Source organism: Nostoc sp. DedQUE08, from assembly GCF_034530895.1.
Taxonomy (GTDB): Bacteria; Cyanobacteriota; Cyanobacteriia; order Cyanobacteriales; family Nostocaceae; genus Nostoc.
Map to the genome: position 1 here is coordinate 1 of NZ_JAVRCD010000058.1, position 18,185 is coordinate 18,185.

An 18,185-nucleotide genomic window follows, 5' to 3' on the forward strand; every position below is an offset into this window, starting at 1 on the left:
GGGCGATCGTTTATTGAATTGTTCCTCATCTGGTGATTTAGCTAATTTCACTTTCACCATGCCAATCTGCTCGACTCAGACAATAAACAAAGCACTCATCGTCACCAAACCGTCGATACTCGATAAATTTGAAGCCAAAGCGTTCATAGAAGCGGTGAGCGCGAGTATTACTGGCTAGCGGATCGACAAGTATAGCCGTCACTTGCGGATCGGCAAAACATCGAGCAAGTGCAAGCCGCATCATTTGTGTTCCATAGCCTTTACCCAAATCAGTTTCTTCCCCAATCCAGATATCAATGGCACGAAGATTCGCCGTAACATCACCCCAGTAATGGCTATCCTCATGTGCTGGATCGATAATCTGAATAAATCCGATGGGACGACCATCAATTTCAGCAATCAATTGCTCTCTCCATTCGGGAGTGCGTTCAAGTTGTACTTCCCAGCCCCAGTCATCGTTAGGATCGGAGTTAATCACATGAGGTTGCTCATCCCAGTGGCGCAATAAATCCAAATCAGCAAAGCTAGCAGGGCGGAGGTTTATCCTTATCCCAGGTGGCGGGGCATAATTCATACTGTTTCTCCTATGTTTTCGGCGATTCACTAGACCAGTTGAATCACGACACCGTTGGGGTCTGTGACTTGAAACAACCTTTCACCCCAAGGTTCACTCTCGATCTCCGTTGTAATTTTCACATCTTACTGATTGAATTCGCGCGTCAAAAATCTCAAGGTAATTTTGCTCATATTGTTCTAGAGGATGTAGAAACCTCTAGTTCAGGCGTTCGCGGAGCGTCTCGTAGAGAAGCCAATTAAAGGTAGTTCATTTAGTCGAGTACTAGTGAAACCCAAAAGCATTTACATAATTTTTTAACTTTGTAATGAAAAGTACTTAAACTTACTTAATGCATCAACTGCTACCTACCTTTATGGTTAGCGCTAGGATAGCTATGTATTTTATGAAAGTATAAATATGGCTCAAACTTTTTACGTAAATTCAGTAACAGGCAGTGATGCCAACCCAGGTAGCCAACAAGCCCCTTTCAAAACTATTACTAAAGCCCTTAAGGTAGCTACTGTTGATACCAAAATTCAACTAGCAAATGGTAATTACAATGCTGCTAGCGGTGAAGTCTTTCCGTTAACGGTTCCATCTGGTGTGACAGTGGTGGGTAATGAAACCAATAAAGGCAATGGTATTTTGATTGAAGGAAGTGGTACTTACCTAAGCCGTACTTTTGCTGGTCAGAATGTCACTTTTGTACTGCTGGATAAAGCTGAACTCCGAGGAGTGACTGTAACAAATTTGGCTAGTCGTGGTAGTGGTGTTTGGATTGAATCAACTACCCCTACTGTTGCTAATAGCACCTTCATCAACAATAAGCGCGAGGGAGTATTTGCTACAGGCGATGCTAACCCAGTGATTTTAGGTAATGTGTTCAGTGAGAATGCAGCTAATGGAATTGCGATCGCTAAAAATTCTAAAGGTCAAATCGAAAATAACACCTACTCTAAAACGGGTTTTGGCATTGCCATTAGCGATACTGCATCACCCATCCTTCGAGATAACAGAATTTATGAAAACCGTTCTGGGATTGTCATCTCTGGTAGCGCCCGTCCCGTATTGCGTAATAATGTCTGTGAAAATAATACTGATGATGGGATCACAGTAATTGGAACTGCTCTACCGGATATCGGCAGTAACAATAATCCAGGGGGCAATACTCTACGCAATAACGGTAAATTCGATTTGCAAAATGTCAGTTCCAACAAGCTGATTTCTCTAGGAAATAAAATAGATGCGTCTAAAGTTACCGGAAACATAGAGTTTGCAGATAGTTCAGTTCCAACCCCGACACCAACGCCAACTCCAACGCCAACTCCAACTCCAACGCCAACTCCAACTCCAACGCCAACACCAACTCCAACTCCAACTCCAACTCCAACTCCAACGCCAACACCAACTCCAACGCCAACACCAACTCCAACTCCAACACCTGCTATTGAATTAACCGATATTGCGAATCATTGGGCAGGTGGGTTTATTAGGGAATTAGTCAAATTGGGGATAGTTAATGGTTTTCCCGATCGCACATTTAAACCCGATGCGACAATGACACGGGCACAATTCGCGGCAATACTAGTAAAAGCTTTCAACCCATCGCCAAACCGTGCGGCGATCAAATTCAAAGATGTACCAGCAGACTTCTGGGCATCCAAGGTAATTCAGCAGGCATATCAGGGTTTATTTCTCTCTGGTTTTCCCGACAATACCTTTAGTCCCAACAAAAATATCCAGCGCGTGCAAGTGATTGTCTCTCTGGTGAATGGATTGGGGTTATCTAGTGATGGTACGGCAACTATCAAAGTTTTCGATGACCAAGCCAAGATTCCTGAATATGCCAAGGATGAAGTAGTAAAAGCTATAGACAAGAAAATTATCGTCAATTACCCAAACCTGAAACAACTCAATCCTACCCGCGATGCTACACGCGGTGAGGTAGCGGCGATAGTGTATCAAGCTTTGGTAGATGCTGGGCGTGTAGCAGCGATCGATTCGTCTTATATAGTGACTGCTTGAGGGGGCAGGGGGCAGGGGGCAGGGGGCAGGGGAGACAAGGGGACAAGGGGACAAGGGGGAATTATTGAACAACTCTCTCCCTTGTCTCCCCCCTCTCTTCTTCGTCTACTTTGTCTCTTCTCCATGCCCTCTGCATACCTCTACCTCTGGAGCATCTTTATGCTACCTACCCTTCAGCTTAACAAGCGTGCTATTCAAGTCACGGGTGTTGGTGAAAAGTTAAAGGCGAACGCTGGGAAAACAAACGTTCGCTTAACTCTACTTGCCGAACATAGTGGTTAGTTGCTTGTTACTAGCATACTATAGACTGTGAATTTGAAAGCATTTGATAAAGATTTTGGTGCTAATGCTGATGAATTCGATCTAGTTGCTTCGCCCTCTAATACGCCCCCAGTGGCCCCACTTTCTTGGAAACCTAAATTAAATCAGGCTTTCTTGATTTTGAATTTTGAATTGGTATTATTACCATGTTCCAGTAATAGAATTGAGAGCGAAGGCTTGATAAAGTCTTCAACTATCAAAAGATAGATGCTTTAGTAGCAGATTTTACCTGTAAAAAAAACAAAAGTCTGTATTCAAAGTAAGCTTGTAGCATATAAAACGCTTGTAAGATTTTTATGACTTCCCGGATTCGCTTTTTAATGTGCCCTCCTGACCACTACGATGTGGACTATGTGATTAATCCTTGGATGGAAGGGAATATTCACAAGTCATCGCGCGATCGCGCCGTGGAACAGTGGCAGGGACTACATCAAATCCTCAAAGAACACGCCATTGTCGATTTAGTACCACCGGAAAAAGGCTGGCCTGATTTGGTTTTTACCGCCAATGCTGGCTTGGTTCTGGGCGATAATGTCGTCCTCAGTCGCTTTTTGCACAAAGAACGTCAGGGAGAGGAGCCTTTCTTCAAACAATGGTTTGAGGCAAATGGTTATACAGTCAATGAACTTCCCAAAGATTTGCCTTTTGAGGGAGCAGGAGACGCACTGCTGGATCGAGAAGGACGCTGGTTATGGGCGGGATACGGTTTCCGCTCAGAATTAGATTCTCACCCTTATCTAGCTAAATGGCTGGATATTGAGGTGCTATCCCTACGATTAATAGACGAACGTTTTTATCACCTGGATACCTGTTTTTGTCCCCTAGCAAATGGCTATTTGCTATACTATCCCGGCGCTTTTGATTCTTACTCCAACCGCTTAATTGAAATGCGAGTTGCACCAGAAAAGCGCATCGCAATTGAAGAAGCTGATGCAGTCAACTTCGCTTGTAATGCGGTGAATGTGGATAGCATCGTTATCATGAACAAGACGAGTGATGCTTTGAAAACCCGCCTTCAAGATGCAGGTTTCCAAGTGCTGGAAACGCCACTTACCGAATTTCTCAAAGCCGGTGGTGCGGCTAAATGCTTAACTCTGCGGGTTACAGAACCAGTTAGAGATGAACTTCATGCCACTGTCTCGGTAGAAAGCCGTGTCATTCGCATGGAAGGACACTTGCTAGATGCTGGCTTAATTAACCGCGCTTTGGATTTGATTATAGATGCCGGGGGAAGTTTCAAAGTCCTGAATTTCAATTTGGGAGAACAGCGCCAAAGTACTTCAGCCGCCGAGGTGAGAGTATCAGCACCATCCCATGAGGTGATGGAAGAAATCATCTCCCGATTGATTGATTTGGGTGCTGTAGATTTACCCCATGATGAGCGAGATGCAAAACTAGAGCCGGTAATTCAAGATGGCGTTGCGCCTGATGATTTCTACGTCAGTACAATTTATCCCACGGAAGTGCGAATTAATGGTCAGTGGGTGAAGGTAGAAAATCAACGGATGGATGGTGCGATCGCCATTACCCAAACTGCCAATGGCTTTGTAGCTCGGTGTAAAATCCTCCGCGATTTAAAAGTTGGCGAACAGGTAATTGTAGATGTTTTAGGTATCCGCACCATCCGCAAAACTGAATCGCGGGAACTCCGCAGCACTCAAGAATTCAGCTTTATGTCGGCAGGAGTTTCCAGCGAACGGCGCGTGGAATTAGTCGTTGAGCAAGTGGCTTGGGAATTACGTAAAATCCGCGATGCTGGTGGTAAAGTAGTTGTCACGGCTGGGCCTGTGGTGATTCACACTGGTGGCGGCGAACACCTGGCGCAACTAATTCGGGAAGGATATGTACAAGCACTGCTGGGTGGTAATGCGATCGCAGTTCACGACATCGAGCAAAATATCATGGGCACTTCCTTGGGTGTAGACATGAAGCGGGGTGTCGCCGTACATGGAGGACACCGCCATCACCTCAAGGTAATTAATAGTATCCGTCGTTATGGCAGCATTCCCAAAGCTGTGGAGGCGGGAGCAATTAAAAGTGGCGTGATGTATGAGTGCGTCCACAATAATATACCTTTTGTGCTTGCGGGTTCCATTCGGGATGACGGGCCTTTGCCTGATACCGTAATGGATTTGATTCAAGCACAAGAGCAATATGCCAAACACCTAGAAGGTGCAGAGATGATTTTAATGCTGTCATCGATGCTGCACTCCATTGGCGTGGGTAATATGACTCCGGCAGGAGTGAAAATGGTATGTGTCGATATTAATCCAGCTGTAGTGACTAAGTTAAGCGATCGCGGTTCTGTAGAATCAGTGGGTGTGGTGACAGATGTAGGATTATTCTTGAGTCTGTTGATTCAGCAGTTGGATAAATTAACAAGTCCTTATGTAAATAAGGTACGTTAAGAAAACGAACTGCTCCAGACACCACACAGAAGTAAATGACTAGGGTGGCTTTTGCTACCCTACAATTTTGTGGTTTTCTAGGTATAAAATAGTGGGTTGGGTTGAGTCAGTTTCAAGTAAATATTTTTTCATAAAAATTATTAAAAATTCGTCAAGCAAAATACTTTGTCTGTAAACAATTACGCTACTATAGAGAAAATCTTTCAATAAAGAAGAATTTAGGAGTCAAGAGTCAAAATCCAAAATAAATTCTGTGCAAGTGACAGGCAAATATTGGTTTAATACCTTGCCCTTTTAGGTAAAACCTTTAAACACTCTTCCTTATTAAAACTCCATCCAATTATGGGTAGAGCATTCTCAATTATGAATTCTTTTTATAAAAAAGTTATTTAAAGGTGAGTACAGTATGCTTTCACCTAATTTATGCATCAGGATTCCAAAAGAACTGCATAAGTGTCTTATAGTTGATCTCAAACATAATTGTACGAATAAAACCCAGGTAATGATTGATGCTTTGCCTGATTATTTAAATTGTTCTAATGATGTGAGATGAAATTGGCAGGTACTTGACTTATGAGGAGAGGGTAGCAGTTTTAGAAACTGTAGTAAACAATAGATATCCTGTATGAGTAAACTTAAAAACCTTAGAATAAAGCTATGAACCAACAGCCTAGTAAAACCGATCAAAATGAAGTCACTCAAACCGCTAATAATGCTGGTGGAAATGTAACACAAGTAGGGAGAGACTATCAGAATACAAACTATATTTTTATTTCATTTTTATTGTTTGGTGTTCTCGCTCTCGGAGGATTAGCTTGGGCATCGACTCTTGGAATAAACAATAATGGGCAGAATCCTCAAACAGATCAGCAGCAACAATCTTCCCCCTAACACTGAATCCTGTTAAGTATATCGGCTCTACGGAGTCTCCTATGCTAATCTAAACCCAATTATTGATAAACCTTGCAAAGCAAGGTTTATCAATAATTATTATATTGTTATTTTAATTAAAGTGATTACAAAATAATGCTTTTAATAATTTAGAATTCAATTTTGCAGTGATTAGTATATCTCACTTAAAGTAAATCAATAAGAAGTTCTTTGAAAGATCAATAATTCCTTCGCTTCCCTAAATAGTTTTTGCAAAAATATTTTTATTTTCAAAGTGTGAACTATACCTTCTTTTTTATTTGTTAAGTAGATTTGCAAAACTCAGATACTCTCAATTATGTCACAAAAAAAACTTCCACAAAGAAATAACACACAACAAAGAGGACAATCTAATAAAAATCTTTTGCAGATTGGTCGGGACTTTGTTCTTCATATTAACGGTGGCTTTTTTGTTGTATTAATCACTTTTTTTGTTTTATTCGGGATAGGAATTTTATCAAAAGTTTCATTTTATATTGATTCATCTCAATGTAATGAAAAGTTAACAGATCCGAGAAAAGAACCAGAACAAGTAAAGCGGGTTTTGAAATCTTGTAAAGAAGCGCTTAACAAAGAACCAAACAATACTAATATACTAAAGCGTGCTGCTAAAGCATCTCTTGTAACATGGAATCCTGATTGGGATTCAGCTCAAAAACAAGAGGTTTTTAATGAAATAAAAAATAATTTTGACATAGCTTATAAGCAGGATACAGTAGATGTACAGGCTGCATTTTATAAAGATTTCGTCCAAGATTTCAAAGATATTGTGTTAAGTCAAAATCCAAAGTGTCAGCCTACAGAAGAACGATATAGTAGAGCATTAGAGTTATATAGCAAAAAAGACAATATTCTTGAAGAAGACTTTTCGATTTTATTTGAACTAAGTCATTTTTTAATCAATAGAGATAGAGAATATCAGAGAGCAATTATCCTTCTTAACAAAATCCCTAAAACCAATTCTGAATTTTACAAAGATGTTTTATTAACGAAGGCAATTGCAAGATTATCTCAGCAGAATATGATACTTGCTAAAGAACTTTTTATAGAAGCTTTAGATGTAGATAAAGCAATAGGAAATATAGGTAAAAAAGAATCATATAAAATTAAATATCATTTGGCATCAACTTATGCTAATCTTGCGATAGAAGATATTACAAACAGAAGCAATTATCTTAAGAAAGCAATCGAATTATATAATGAAATAACACCTCAAGATATTGCTTCAAACTTTTATTATGCTTGGAGAAATAAAAGTTTTGTACTTTACTTGAAAGGTGAATATTCAAAAGCAGTGACAGCATTTGACACAGCGCTTAGTTTTGCTGCTGTCAATGAGCTTGATTTCAAAAATAAACCTTTTCTCAAAAAATATAGAGAAAAAGCAAATGAATATTCCGAAAAAAATCAATTTCGCAATGAAGACAATAATATTCAATTGCTTGAACTTGAAAGAGATCTTAAGACACTAGGAATTTTTACTAGTTATTTTATTACTCATGAAAGCAATAAAGATCCATTTTTTAATGTTGAACATGATAAGTTTTATCAATGCCGAACCTAGTCAAATAATAAGAAAATATCAATTTAAAATATGTCATATTTGCATATTATAATCATTTCAATTTTGACTACTGTTTTAATATTTATTAATAGCTGTAGTTCTGATTCCATTAGTAGCGCTCCACAAAAGCTACAAGAAATTCCACTAGTAGAGCAAAATGTTTCGTATATGAGGGCATTAGGCTTGATGCGAGGACATCTAATAGTAGGAAAAGAGTTACTTGACCAAGGAACACCTGACCAAGCAGAATCACATTTGGGGCATCCGGTAAACGAACTTTACCACGAAGTGGAAGAACCACTTAAGTCAAATGGTGTCCCACAATTTAAGGAAAGTTTGGAAAAGCTTTACGATATAGCAAAATATCAACCTGCATCTCCACAAGTGAAAACTAATTATGACGATTCTATCATGGGAATTAATAAAGCATTGCAAGCATTACCAAAAGGAAATCTTCAGTCTCCTAAATTTGTATTACAAGTGATTCACGAAATGTTAAAGGTGCTAGAAGTAGAATATAAATCTGGGATTGTAAAAGGTAAGATTTCTGAACGTATCGAGTATCAGGATTCAAGAGGTTTTGTTATCTGTGCTTCAGAATTTTACAGTAACATTGCTTCTCAAGTAAATCAGAAAAGTTCAAATATTCATAATGCCATAAATACTGGGTTAAAGGAAATCAAAGAAGTATTTCCTTCTGTTAATCCTCCTGAACGTCCTTTAAAAACTCCTGAACAAGTATCAGAGTTAGTCAGAATGATTTGGGAAAATAGTCAAAAATATAGTTGAAGATTATTTTTGTGCTATATATCGAAGCTTTAGAGTATGATATTGCTTTTCAAGCAAACAGTAGCTAATACTTTGATTCAAGCGTTCGCGTTCTAAATTACGAGTAATATGTTTTCTGGGAAAACTTTATTCAACTAAATACTTAACCTAATTAAAATCCTAAAGCTCGCGCACTTTGGTAGAAAATAAAACTTGTTATCCAAGCTAAACCCACTGACCATACTACTGAGATACAAGCAAATTTAACACTCCTAGACTCAATTTTAATTACTGTAATGGTTGATATACAAGGGACATAAAGCAGGGTAAACAGCATAAAACTGTAAGCCTGAACCCAGTCTATCTGTTGAGAAATAGCCTTCGCCAACCCAGCATCATTTTGCGTACTGTAAATTACCGCCAAACCCCCTAAAACAATTTCTTTAGCAATAAAGCCAAAAATCAGAGCCACTGCTAATTGTGGATTAATACCCAACGGTTGTAATATTGGCTGTGTAAATTGACCAATCATTCCAGAAATAGTCTGAGGACTTGCAGGTGGCACATTGGTAGGAAAGTTATTGCAAAACCAAATCACCACCACACCAAAGATAATAAACTGGCGCGACCAAACCATGAAGTGGATAACTTCCCGCCAAGCTCGCATAATCATGTGCTTGAACGTCGGGAAGCGGTAAGGCGGTAGTTCTAATAAAAATGGTTCTTTATTTGGATATTTACTTTGAAACAAAGCTGCGGTTAAAATTGCAGCTGCAAAGCTAAACAGATACAAGCTAAATAAGACTTTAGTCCCTTGCTGGGGAGTAAATATCGCAGTCGTCATAAAGATAAATACATTCAATCGTGCTGAACACAGGGAAAAAGGAATTACAAGCATTGACAACAGTCGCAAACTTGGGGAACGCATCACCCGTAACCCCATAATTGCTGGCACGTTACAGCCAAATCCCATCAGTGACATTACAAACGACCGACCATCCAAACCTAGTCTCTCCATCAACGCATCCATCAAATATGCAGAACGCGATAGGTAGCCGCTATCTTCTAATATCGCCATACAGATGAAGAACAAGAAAATCACCGGGAGAAATGTCGCTACTGTTCCTATCCCTTCGTAGATACCATTTATAAGGAAATCATGGAAAAATTTTCCCCATACTCCCTGGTAGGAAAAACCTGCTAGTATAGGCTCTAAAGCATTATCCTTAAACCAAGTCAGAGCATTACCCAAATAACCTTGTAACGGTGTTCCCAGCATATAGATAAACTGGAAGATCAAATACATTGCCCCAAAAAATATCGGCAACCCCAATACTGGATGCAAGAGAATTTTATCTAAGCGAGATGTTAAGTTTTTTTTTACTTCTGTCGAAGTGTAAACTGCATTTTGTAACAGGGTTTCCATTTCTGATGCTATCTGGTGTTCTGGTGCAAAATTATCTTCCACCTTACCCACAGAAAATGGCTCGTTCCCTTTAGCTAGTTCTTCCTGAATTATTTTGTATGCCTGATTGTAACCTTGTCCATACTTGGCACTAATAGGCACTACTGACATTCCCAGATACTCGGATGCTTTATCGTGGTCGATACTTACCCCAAACTTCGGTGCTTCATCTGCCATGTTCAGCAGTAGTACAGCTGATAATTGCAAATGTTTCACTTGTAAAGCTAGGCTAATTTGGCGATCGATTTGCGTTGCATTAAGAATTATTATTACCAAATGTATTGGGGTAGTTTCAAAAAATCGGCGCACCACTGCCTCATCTTCTGAAAAACCGCGTAAATCGTAAATCCCTGGCAAGTCTACAACCTGTACCTCTTGATTATCAATTTTGATTTTTGCCATCATTAGGTCAACTGTAATACCAGGCCAGTTACCGACACTCGCATTAGCGCCTGTAAAGCGGTTAAAAAAGGTGGATTTACCTGTGTTAGGCATTCCCAAAACCGCAATTTGTTTGATTCCGGCAGTTGTGTTCTTGGAGGATGGGTTAGAACTGTTACAATGGGTCATTTTGGTGTCTTGCAAGTATCTTTTGTTAATTGAATTGCTTTAGCATCCCGACGACGCACCATAACTTCTGTTGTCCCAACGCGGACGTGTAATGGGCCGTTCAACCAGGCTTTCCGAAGAATTAGCACTTGCCTGCCAGTGCGAAAGCCCAGTGATAGCAAGCGTTGTTGTAAGCCAGTCTCTCCTGAAAGCCCACAGATGATGGCAGTTTCCCCAGATTTTAAAGAGGTGAGTTCTATTATGTGCATATTTGCTTAATTAATTTTGATAGGTAGGTTGAGGATAAAAATGTTTGAGTTTGCTTGTGATATCTGGAATCATAAAATGCCATGAGGCGAAAATCTGTTATGTAGCGATCTCAAATTGTCAATATATTGGTAACAATGGTGATGATAATTGGCAATAATTTCCTTGCAGTATATTAAAAAGCACGCAAAGATAAAACAAAAAAGGATATTTTATGCAAAGAATTGTTCCCTCTATGCAATTACAATCTTCCAAAAATCTCAATTGGGTCAGTTTGATTGCTGACATTATGCTAGTAGGGATGGTTTTTGGCCCGCCGATTGCTCCCTTTTTGGCTGCGTCTGGAGTGTCTTTGCTTCCTGGAATTGCGGACATCATTTATTTCATGGGTAATCATGTCTGTCCGCAACCAGAGATGGGGTTAGATTTAGCACCACCGTTTATTATGGCTGTGTGTATGCGCTGCTACGGCACTGTCACGGGTTTGCTGATTACTCGTCTGCTGTACGGCGTAACTGGTGGTAAGGGATTTTACTGGTTAAATCAATATGGCTGGAGTGGTGTGGCGATCGCAAGTGTGCTAATGATGGCTTATCCTTTGGAATTAGCAGCACAGATTTTTGGTTTGTGGAATTTTAATAACTATCTGGTTACGCCTTTTGGGTTGATTACGGGTTTGGCGTGGGGATTGTTTACTATGCCTATTTTACATAGGTGGCATGGTGCTAAAACTAGCTTGACCAAATTGTAAGTTTTATCGCACAACTTAATTGAACTCTGGTCTCATTTTAATGCGATGTCTACGACGGGCTATGCCTACGCATCATTAGACCAAGAGCCTTAGTCAAAGTCACTAATTAGCGATCGCTAATAATGTAAATACTAGCGATCGCCATATTTCTTATTGCTGTAGTCTTACACTGGTTGTACCTACCTCCACCTTCTGCGCTCCTTCAACGATTTGGTAAAGTTTATGTTCAAATTTCTGCATACACGCTGACCAATCAAATTCGAGTATAGAGGGGCGAGCGTGTCTAGTCATATCTGCTTTCAAACCGGGATTTTCTAGAATCGCAATTACCTTTTGGGCGAAGTCTGTAGGGTTGTTAGGTTGGGCAAGGAAGCCATTCCGACCAGGAAATACCTGTTCTGAAGTTGAAGGTGCAAAAACAGCAACCAGAGGGGTTCCAGACGCTAATGCTTCGTTATTTGTAGTGCAGAAGTTCTCGGTGACGGAGGGGTTGACAAAAACATCTGCTCTAGCAAACCAACCTAGAAGTTCTGTACCGTGAGACTCACCCCATACAGTAATACCCGATCCAAACTTTTTAGCACGCTCGCGGATCTCTTCATCTAGCGGGCCACTACCAACAATTACCAGATGGACATCAGGAATTTTAGCAGCTATGACTGGAAATATATCAAGCAATTGATTGACATTCTTTTCGGGTGTAATGCGTCCAACAAACAACAAAGTTGGTCGGTTATCGTTAGGAATTGGGTTGTAACAAATGTTTCGCGGGTGAAATTTTTCGCAATCGATACCTTGATAAGCGACGTATTCAGCGCGTTGGCATTTCAGTTCTTCGTATTTAGTCAATTGTTCTTTAGAAGAGAAGTAATTGAAGTCATAAGACTCACTAAACTGCTTAACTAAAACGGGAACGATGGGACGAACCAAATTGAAGAATCGGTCTCCAAAGTAATATTTGATATACGCAACAATATCTGTATGGAAGAGTGATATTATTGGCGTGCCTGTTCGTTTTGCGTATTGAGTGCCGATTGGGCGACCATAACCTTGTAAGAAAAATGAGTATAAACCTCTCATTTGGGCTGCTTCTTCAACCACGATAATATCGGGTTTGAATTTCTCTAGCAACTTGGTATCGCTCCAATGTCGATAGTTCAACGGTTGAGGAAGAGACTTATAAAATAGCAGCGGTTCTGTAGGGAATGCGTAAGCAGAAAAATTAGGAAAAGATTGAATTTCCTCTAAACCTAGCATGGGGCGATCGCCAACATTTTTGGGGTAGCGATCGTTGATTTGCGGATGGATTAGAAAAACCTCATGTCCCTGCTCTAGCAACCAACGAACTCGTTGGTGTACTGCAACGGAAACACCAGTCAAAAAAGGAGCATACAACCCTGTAAACAGTGCAATGCGAAGTTTTTGCTTAGTCATAATAAAAGGGAATATTTCAGAAAATTGCTGGTTTTTAACTTAGGATTTACGCAGCAAATGTTTTATGAACATCCTGATTATTTGGCTCAGAAATTCCCACTAATACAACTAGACTAAGGATTTACGCATTGTTAAATAGCTGAAATTTTAGATTTTGAAGTAGATGTTTATAGTGCTTCTAGTTTGTGTGCAATAGAGTCCGATCTCTCTCTTTTTAGAAGAGATGCTTTGAGGCACTCCCCTGACAGCAACAAAGGTTTTCCGCTTTCCTATTTTCTTAGGCTACGGTATACACAGGGGTTTTACCCCACCCTAACCCTCCCCTTATAAAGGGGAGGGAACTAGATAAATTTCCGGTCTCCCCCCTTTATAAGGGGGGATTATGGGGGGTAAATTCAGGGTTTGGGCTTCATTACCAAGATGTGTGTACACCGTAGCTTTTTAGGAGAGAGTTAGAGAAAGGTATGGAAAAGGTTGGAGATTAAGTAGACTCAATTGCAAACACGTATATAAACCTGGGTTAGAAACTATCAAAACATCCAAAAGGCTAAGTCAAAATTCCCCTTAATATATTTGTCTAAACCCTTGTAAAAATTGTAAATACGTTTTGGTAATCAACAAGTAAAAACGTATATGTTTACAAGGTTATAGCTAATATAGTTCTACTAAATATAAGATAATATAATTTGAAGACTAGGGAATGTTTAGTGTAATAACTTTCATGCCCTAGTTGATATTTAGCGATTTAATTCAAAGAGAAACCTTGCTATTAATCGGTTGATCCAACCATTGATAAGGGCGATATTCCACTAAGCGGACATTCCAAGGCCCTTGCACGCGATAGCTGACACCGCGCCAGGTGACTGTTGATGTCCACAGAGATGATAGCATCGCTAACCCATAAACCCACTGTGTCAACGGAATCCCAATCAACATTTTAATGATTGTAGCAGCTGATAATTTGGCGATCGCCTGGTCATTAGAGCGAACTACTCGCTGTATCTCTAATTCCAACACCAGCATTATCAAGAGTAATCCGACAGTGTAAACTCCATAGCAGACTAACAACAGAGCCGCAGCTTCCCATTTTGCCTCTAACAACGACTCTATAACTAACACGAACAGTAGAGTGGGAAACAAAATGCTAGAAACAGCTTCACTCACAAGAGCCAACCAACGGGGATGATACAGTCGAGAAAAAAGGATGAGGCGCTTGAGATAGTCTATTAAGTTGAATAAATCAGTCTCTTCACGATTGACTATTAGCAGCGAAGGTACAAACTTTACCTGAAAACCATGTTTTTTCAGGATGTCGTGCATCATAAAATCTTCGCCTAAAGCTTGTCCCCACTTATCTAGCAGTTCTGTTTGGCGAAGCACTTCTGTTTTCACAGCCAAAGTTCCACCCCAAGGAATCTGGAAGATAAACATTTGCACTACTGTAGAGACATTGCCGACGTACCGCACTAAAGAACCCCAATACCTGCCTGTTGGTACGTACCACCGATTGCCGGTTGTTGCGCCTACTTTCGCATCGCTTAGAGGACTGACTAATTCTCTGAGCCAATTGAGATGAACTATAGTATCAGCATCGACTAAAGCAACCACCTTGTAGGAGTCGTCCAACTCTCGGACAGCTTGGATTAAAGAACTGCATTTGAGACTACAACTGTTACGTACTATTCTCAAAGGGCTGATTTGAACGTTGGTTGCTTCTTGCTCTGTGATGGTTTCACTAGCAATTTTCCAAGCAGGATCTTCGTGACTATCAACGATTAATTTTAAATCATACTGTGGATAGTTTTGATTTAGGAGCGATCGCAAACATCTCGGCAAAAACGGATCGGCTCCGCGTAAGCAAAGAATTACTGCTGTTTTCGGTAGCTGATCGTCTGGCAATAAGTTTTTTTTAGACGAGCGCAGATACCATATAAAGACAAGCGTAAAACACACCTGAATAACCAGCCAACCCATCAAAGACTTAGACAGAAATATTGCCAAATCTTCCATTAAATTTTTAATCTCCGACAGAATGAGGGATTGGGCATGGGGCATTGAGAAGAGATAAGGTAGACAAGGAAGAGGGGGGAGACAAGGGAGAGAGTTGTTCAAAAATTCCCCCTTGTCCCCCTTGTCCCCTTGTCCCCTTGTCCCCTTGTCTCCCTACTCCCCATTCCCTTTACGAATCCAGCGAATATTTCATGATGATGTTAACTGTTGTATTTTTGTTGACAACAAAACTGGCATCACGAAACTTTGGTGTACCTGTTTGTATGGACACAGTTGGATTTTTAGAAATTCCAAAACCTTCTTTAGGAATTCCGAAAAAGTCTTTATTGAGTTTGCGATCGCCATTTTGATCGTCAACTACAGCGACAGCATAAGTTCCAGGCTTCAAACCGAAGAATTCTTTTTTTACAGAAGTGCCAGTAATTTTAGCGCAGCCACTTTGAGCTTCACTAGTACTATTCATTGGAAATCCTTTTTCATTTGCATAAACTCGAAAGCAAATCTCACCTTTTTTGTGATGTATTCCATTTACTACAACATTAAGTGTTGCAGTTGGCTCTGCGTTCACTGTTTTAGCAAAGCTGATGCTCACTAAAGTAGCAAGGAAAACATGAGATAGTTGAGATAGTTTCAGCATAATTTTGTAACCAGAATAGGTAATTTTGATTCGTTAAAAGTGTGGTTTGTTGTTTTTTTATTAGACCTCTTGCATAAGTCGAATAGACCTCCCTTTATCCCACGCCACTTGCTACAACGGAGCGAACCTCCGCAACGCAGTGGCTCCCCGATCTATTGGGGGGAAACTTGAAATCTTGCCCCCTCCTCTTTACAAGGGGAGGGTTGGGAAGGGGTGATTCAAGGATTTTTGCAAGAGGTCTATTGATGCTTTTCGCCAACCTTTCCAAAGTCTTGGCAGCACTATTAGCAAATCTTTCAGTAAAAGATATTCTGTTCCTTTTAACTGCTGGTGTAAACTTCTATGACAACATAGCCGTTCATTCAAACTCAGGGGACTACGCCATATAGAGAGTATATACTCCCAGATTATTCTCCAATGTGGGAATAAAATTTGTCCTTTCTTTGCTGAATCAAACCACACTGTATATGCATAAAAATCGGGGAGCATACTCAAGAATGATTTTTGGTTTGTATTTGTTAATAACAAATAATTCGGAAAGAACATACTCATTGATTGTTGCGGATGACTTCTGAAGAAAAACAGGTATTCAGGGATTTCATAAAACCTACCAAGAATACCAAGTCTTAACAAAAGAATTCCATCTGCATTACCATAGCCACCCATAGGTGGTATCTTTTTCAAAGCACTAGCGCGAATTACCCCGTAACATTGGTTGCATAAATGCTTGGTCAGCAATTCGTGAAAACGCTCCTGTGGTTTTAGTGCATCTGCCTTGACTTTGATATCGTAATTTTGGATAAAATTCCCCTGTTCATCAATGAAATATGCCTGGGAGTGACACAAGATTATAGTAGGATCTTGGTCAAGCACTTCAACACACTTCTTGATAAAATCTGGAGAATGTAGATCGTCATGAGCTGCCCATTTAAAATACTCACCCGAAGACAGTTTCAAGACGCGATTAAAGTTACCAGCACAACCGATATTCGTGTCATTGCGGTAGTAACAAATACGTTGGTCTTGCTCGGCATAAGCTCTACAAATTTCCTCAGTTTTATCTGTCGATGCGTTATCTGAAATAATAAGTTCAAAATCTTCAAAGGTCTGAGCCAAGAGTGAATCTATGGCTTCTTTGAGAAATTTTTCACCATTGTATACAGGTAATCCGATGCTCAATCGTGGCTGATTGCGACTCATAGAAAACAAGTATTCGGAAAATCTGTGAATTATTTTCTGCTTAATCGTAGTTAGGTAGACGCAACGTAAGAATTCAGAATTCAGGAGTCAAGATTAAGGATACTTTGATACCAAGCTGAATCATTTCAAGTAAATCAAGTGCCTTCTAGCTTCTTCATTTTGCAATTACTCTGTTAGCGATAGCGGGGCGTTTAGCCCATTCTGATTCCTGACTCCTGAATTCTCAAAAATCTGTGAACTATTTCACCAAGCTTTGAATATCTGTTTTTTGCAGCCATTCATGTGTTTGCTGCATTCCTAATTCTAGGTCAATTGTTGGTTTGTAATTTAACAGATTTTGGGCTTTAGCAATGGAACAAGCGTAAGGACGAGTCATAAAATCTATAGACTCTGGTAAAATATCAACTTTTTTCCGAAACAGTTTTTGTCCTTGAACGCGTAGCTTTAGAAACAATTTGATTTCATCTTTCGATAATGAAAGGGGTGCTTGTAAATCTTCCATTGCTGCTAAACGCATAAAATACTCTTTCCAGGAAGTTTCTTGTCCATCAGTGATATTAAATATTTCACCGTAGATTTCTTTTTCCATCGCTAAAAAGATGCCATCAATCAGGTTATCTATATATACATGATTAATTACTCCTTTAGCATCATTAGCGCAAGCAAATAATTTTTGGCGCATCATCAGAATTGGTCTGACTATCCAGGGAATACTTCCAGGGCCATAAACATCTCCGGCTCGAATAATGATGATGCCAAAATCTGACGGATTATTCAGTTCTAGAAGTGCTGTTTCGGCTTCGATTTTCGTTTGACAGTAGGGATTATTTTCGCCAGAGAGTGGGCCGGATTCTGTAACACCATCAGGATAGTTAAAACCGTAAACCATCACACTAGATAAATGCACAAATGTTTTGACACCAGCTTGTTTAGCAGCTTTAGCCATATTGACAGTACCGCCAACATTCACATCACGAAAATGCTTAATTGCACCAGCTTCTTCAGCAATTTGCTCTGTATGTAAAACGATATCTACTCCCTGACAAGCCTTTTGAGCAATAGTAGAATCAGTGATACTACCAATAATTACCTCTACACCTAAATTCTGTAATTGTTTGTTCTGTTCTGTAGAACTTTGTAGTCCACGAACCTTCATCCCTTGCACTATGGCTAACTCGGCTGTACGCAAACCGACAAATTCATTAATTCCAGTAATTAGGAGAGTTTTGTCTTTGAGGTTCATAAAATCGAAATTGTTGTTAAATAGGTGAATTTGATTTGTTAGATAAAAGACTTTAAG

16 protein-coding genes are annotated in these 18,185 nt (G+C 39.9%); 8 read left to right on the forward strand and 8 right to left on the reverse strand.

Annotated features, from left to right (window positions below; genetic code table 11):
- Positions 1-37: 37 nt before the first annotated feature.
- Positions 38-574 carry a GNAT family N-acetyltransferase gene (locus RMY64_RS28950; protein ID WP_322684593.1) on the reverse strand — a complete coding sequence of 179 codons (537 nt, stop codon included), beginning with the start codon at positions 572-574 and terminating at the stop codon, positions 38-40.
- A 68-nt stretch (positions 575-642) separates the two neighbouring features.
- Between RMY64_RS28950 and RMY64_RS28955 the strand changes: the two genes are divergently transcribed.
- The 7 genes from RMY64_RS28955 to RMY64_RS28985 all read left to right on the forward strand — a co-directional run bounded on the left by RMY64_RS28955 (position 643) and on the right by RMY64_RS28985 (position 8,593).
- Positions 643-816 carry a hypothetical protein gene (locus RMY64_RS28955; protein ID WP_322701798.1) on the forward strand — a complete coding sequence of 58 codons (174 nt, stop codon included), beginning with the start codon at positions 643-645 and terminating at the stop codon, positions 814-816.
- A gap of 157 nt (positions 817-973) precedes the next feature.
- The gene (locus RMY64_RS28960) at positions 974-2,581 is read left to right on the forward strand and encodes a DUF1565 domain-containing protein (RefSeq protein WP_322701799.1); all 1,608 of its coding nucleotides are present in this window, start codon (positions 974-976) and stop codon (positions 2,579-2,581) included.
- A gap of 159 nt (positions 2,582-2,740) precedes the next feature.
- Complete coding sequence (locus tag RMY64_RS28965; RefSeq protein ID WP_322701800.1) at positions 2,741-2,863, forward strand: hypothetical protein; 123 nt, start codon at positions 2,741-2,743, stop codon at positions 2,861-2,863.
- A gap of 335 nt (positions 2,864-3,198) precedes the next feature.
- On the forward strand, positions 3,199-5,310 hold the full coding sequence (locus RMY64_RS28970; RefSeq protein WP_322701801.1) for a TIGR00300 family protein: 2,112 nt from the start codon (positions 3,199-3,201) through the stop codon (positions 5,308-5,310).
- A 657-nt stretch (positions 5,311-5,967) separates the two neighbouring features.
- Positions 5,968-6,201, forward strand: a complete 234-nt coding sequence (locus RMY64_RS28975) for a hypothetical protein (protein ID WP_322701802.1) — start codon at positions 5,968-5,970, stop codon at positions 6,199-6,201.
- Positions 6,202-6,538: 337 nt separating this feature from the next.
- Positions 6,539-7,804 carry a hypothetical protein gene (locus tag RMY64_RS28980; RefSeq protein WP_322701803.1) on the forward strand — a complete coding sequence of 422 codons (1,266 nt, stop codon included), beginning with the start codon at positions 6,539-6,541 and terminating at the stop codon, positions 7,802-7,804.
- A gap of 30 nt (positions 7,805-7,834) precedes the next feature.
- Positions 7,835-8,593: a hypothetical protein gene (locus RMY64_RS28985; protein WP_322701804.1), complete on the forward strand. Its 759-nt coding sequence runs from the start codon at positions 7,835-7,837 to the stop codon at positions 8,591-8,593.
- 151 nt (positions 8,594-8,744) lie between these two features.
- On the opposite strand, the gene feoB is transcribed toward RMY64_RS28985, so the two are convergent.
- Together feoB and RMY64_RS28995 are read right to left on the reverse strand one after the other, a co-directional pair.
- Complete coding sequence (gene feoB, locus RMY64_RS28990; protein WP_322701805.1) at positions 8,745-10,607, reverse strand: ferrous iron transport protein B; 1,863 nt, start codon at positions 10,605-10,607, stop codon at positions 8,745-8,747.
- Entirely contained in the window at positions 10,604-10,855 is a 252-nt protein-coding gene (locus tag RMY64_RS28995; protein WP_322701806.1) for a FeoA family protein, read from the reverse strand. The genes feoB and RMY64_RS28995 overlap by 4 nt, the downstream gene beginning before the upstream one ends.
- Positions 10,856-11,088: 233 nt before the next feature.
- On the opposite strand from RMY64_RS28995, the gene RMY64_RS29000 reads away from it, so the two are divergent.
- Complete coding sequence (locus tag RMY64_RS29000) at positions 11,089-11,604, forward strand: DUF2085 domain-containing protein (protein ID WP_416212166.1); 516 nt, start codon at positions 11,089-11,091, stop codon at positions 11,602-11,604.
- Between the two features lie 150 nt (positions 11,605-11,754).
- Here the strand turns inward: RMY64_RS29000 and RMY64_RS29005 are convergent, their stop codons facing one another.
- The 5 genes from RMY64_RS29005 to RMY64_RS29025 form a co-directional block, all read right to left on the reverse strand.
- Positions 11,755-13,038, reverse strand: coding sequence for a glycosyltransferase (locus tag RMY64_RS29005; RefSeq protein WP_322701808.1), 1,284 nt, complete (start codon positions 13,036-13,038; stop codon positions 11,755-11,757).
- Between the two features lie 750 nt (positions 13,039-13,788).
- Positions 13,789-15,048 carry a glycosyltransferase family 2 protein gene (locus RMY64_RS29010; RefSeq protein WP_322701809.1) on the reverse strand — a complete coding sequence of 420 codons (1,260 nt, stop codon included), beginning with the start codon at positions 15,046-15,048 and terminating at the stop codon, positions 13,789-13,791.
- A 169-nt stretch (positions 15,049-15,217) separates the two neighbouring features.
- The gene (locus RMY64_RS29015) at positions 15,218-15,685 is read right to left on the reverse strand and encodes a DUF2141 domain-containing protein (RefSeq protein ID WP_322701810.1); all 468 of its coding nucleotides are present in this window, start codon (positions 15,683-15,685) and stop codon (positions 15,218-15,220) included.
- A gap of 189 nt (positions 15,686-15,874) precedes the next feature.
- Positions 15,875-16,885 carry a glycosyltransferase family 2 protein gene (locus RMY64_RS29020; protein WP_322701811.1) on the reverse strand — a complete coding sequence of 337 codons (1,011 nt, stop codon included), beginning with the start codon at positions 16,883-16,885 and terminating at the stop codon, positions 15,875-15,877.
- A gap of 238 nt (positions 16,886-17,123) precedes the next feature.
- Positions 17,124-18,128: an NAD-dependent epimerase/dehydratase family protein gene (locus RMY64_RS29025; RefSeq protein ID WP_322670398.1), complete on the reverse strand. Its 1,005-nt coding sequence runs from the start codon at positions 18,126-18,128 to the stop codon at positions 17,124-17,126.
- Positions 18,129-18,185: the final 57 nt, after the last annotated feature.

What these genes read in the sequence shown, in the direction of transcription:
- RMY64_RS29010 (WP_322701809.1), bottom strand. Translation starts at nt 15,048, where the DNA reads ATGGAAGATTTGGCAATATTTCTGTCTAAGTCTTTGATGGGTTGGCTG.
- RMY64_RS28995 (WP_322701806.1), bottom strand. Translation starts at nt 10,855, where the DNA reads ATGCACATAATAGAACTCACCTCTTTAAAATCTGGGGAAACTGCCATC.
- RMY64_RS29020 (WP_322701811.1), bottom strand. Translation starts at nt 16,885, where the DNA reads ATGAGTCGCAATCAGCCACGATTGAGCATCGGATTACCTGTATACAAT.
- RMY64_RS28960 (WP_322701799.1), top strand. Translation starts at nt 974, where the DNA reads ATGGCTCAAACTTTTTACGTAAATTCAGTAACAGGCAGTGATGCCAAC.
- RMY64_RS29000 (WP_416212166.1), top strand. Translation starts at nt 11,089, where the DNA reads ATGCAATTACAATCTTCCAAAAATCTCAATTGGGTCAGTTTGATTGCT.
- RMY64_RS28965 (WP_322701800.1), top strand. Translation starts at nt 2,741, where the DNA reads ATGCTACCTACCCTTCAGCTTAACAAGCGTGCTATTCAAGTCACGGGT.
- RMY64_RS28970 (WP_322701801.1), top strand. Translation starts at nt 3,199, where the DNA reads ATGACTTCCCGGATTCGCTTTTTAATGTGCCCTCCTGACCACTACGAT.
- RMY64_RS28985 (WP_322701804.1), top strand. Translation starts at nt 7,835, where the DNA reads ATGTCATATTTGCATATTATAATCATTTCAATTTTGACTACTGTTTTA.
- RMY64_RS29025 (WP_322670398.1), bottom strand. Translation starts at nt 18,128, where the DNA reads ATGAACCTCAAAGACAAAACTCTCCTAATTACTGGAATTAATGAATTT.
- RMY64_RS29015 (WP_322701810.1), bottom strand. Translation starts at nt 15,685, where the DNA reads ATGCTGAAACTATCTCAACTATCTCATGTTTTCCTTGCTACTTTAGTG.
- RMY64_RS29005 (WP_322701808.1), bottom strand. Translation starts at nt 13,038, where the DNA reads ATGACTAAGCAAAAACTTCGCATTGCACTGTTTACAGGGTTGTATGCT.
- feoB (WP_322701805.1), bottom strand. Translation starts at nt 10,607, where the DNA reads ATGACCCATTGTAACAGTTCTAACCCATCCTCCAAGAACACAACTGCC.
- RMY64_RS28980 (WP_322701803.1), top strand. Translation starts at nt 6,539, where the DNA reads ATGTCACAAAAAAAACTTCCACAAAGAAATAACACACAACAAAGAGGA.
- RMY64_RS28950 (WP_322684593.1), bottom strand. Translation starts at nt 574, where the DNA reads ATGAATTATGCCCCGCCACCTGGGATAAGGATAAACCTCCGCCCTGCT.
- RMY64_RS28975 (WP_322701802.1), top strand. Translation starts at nt 5,968, where the DNA reads ATGAACCAACAGCCTAGTAAAACCGATCAAAATGAAGTCACTCAAACC.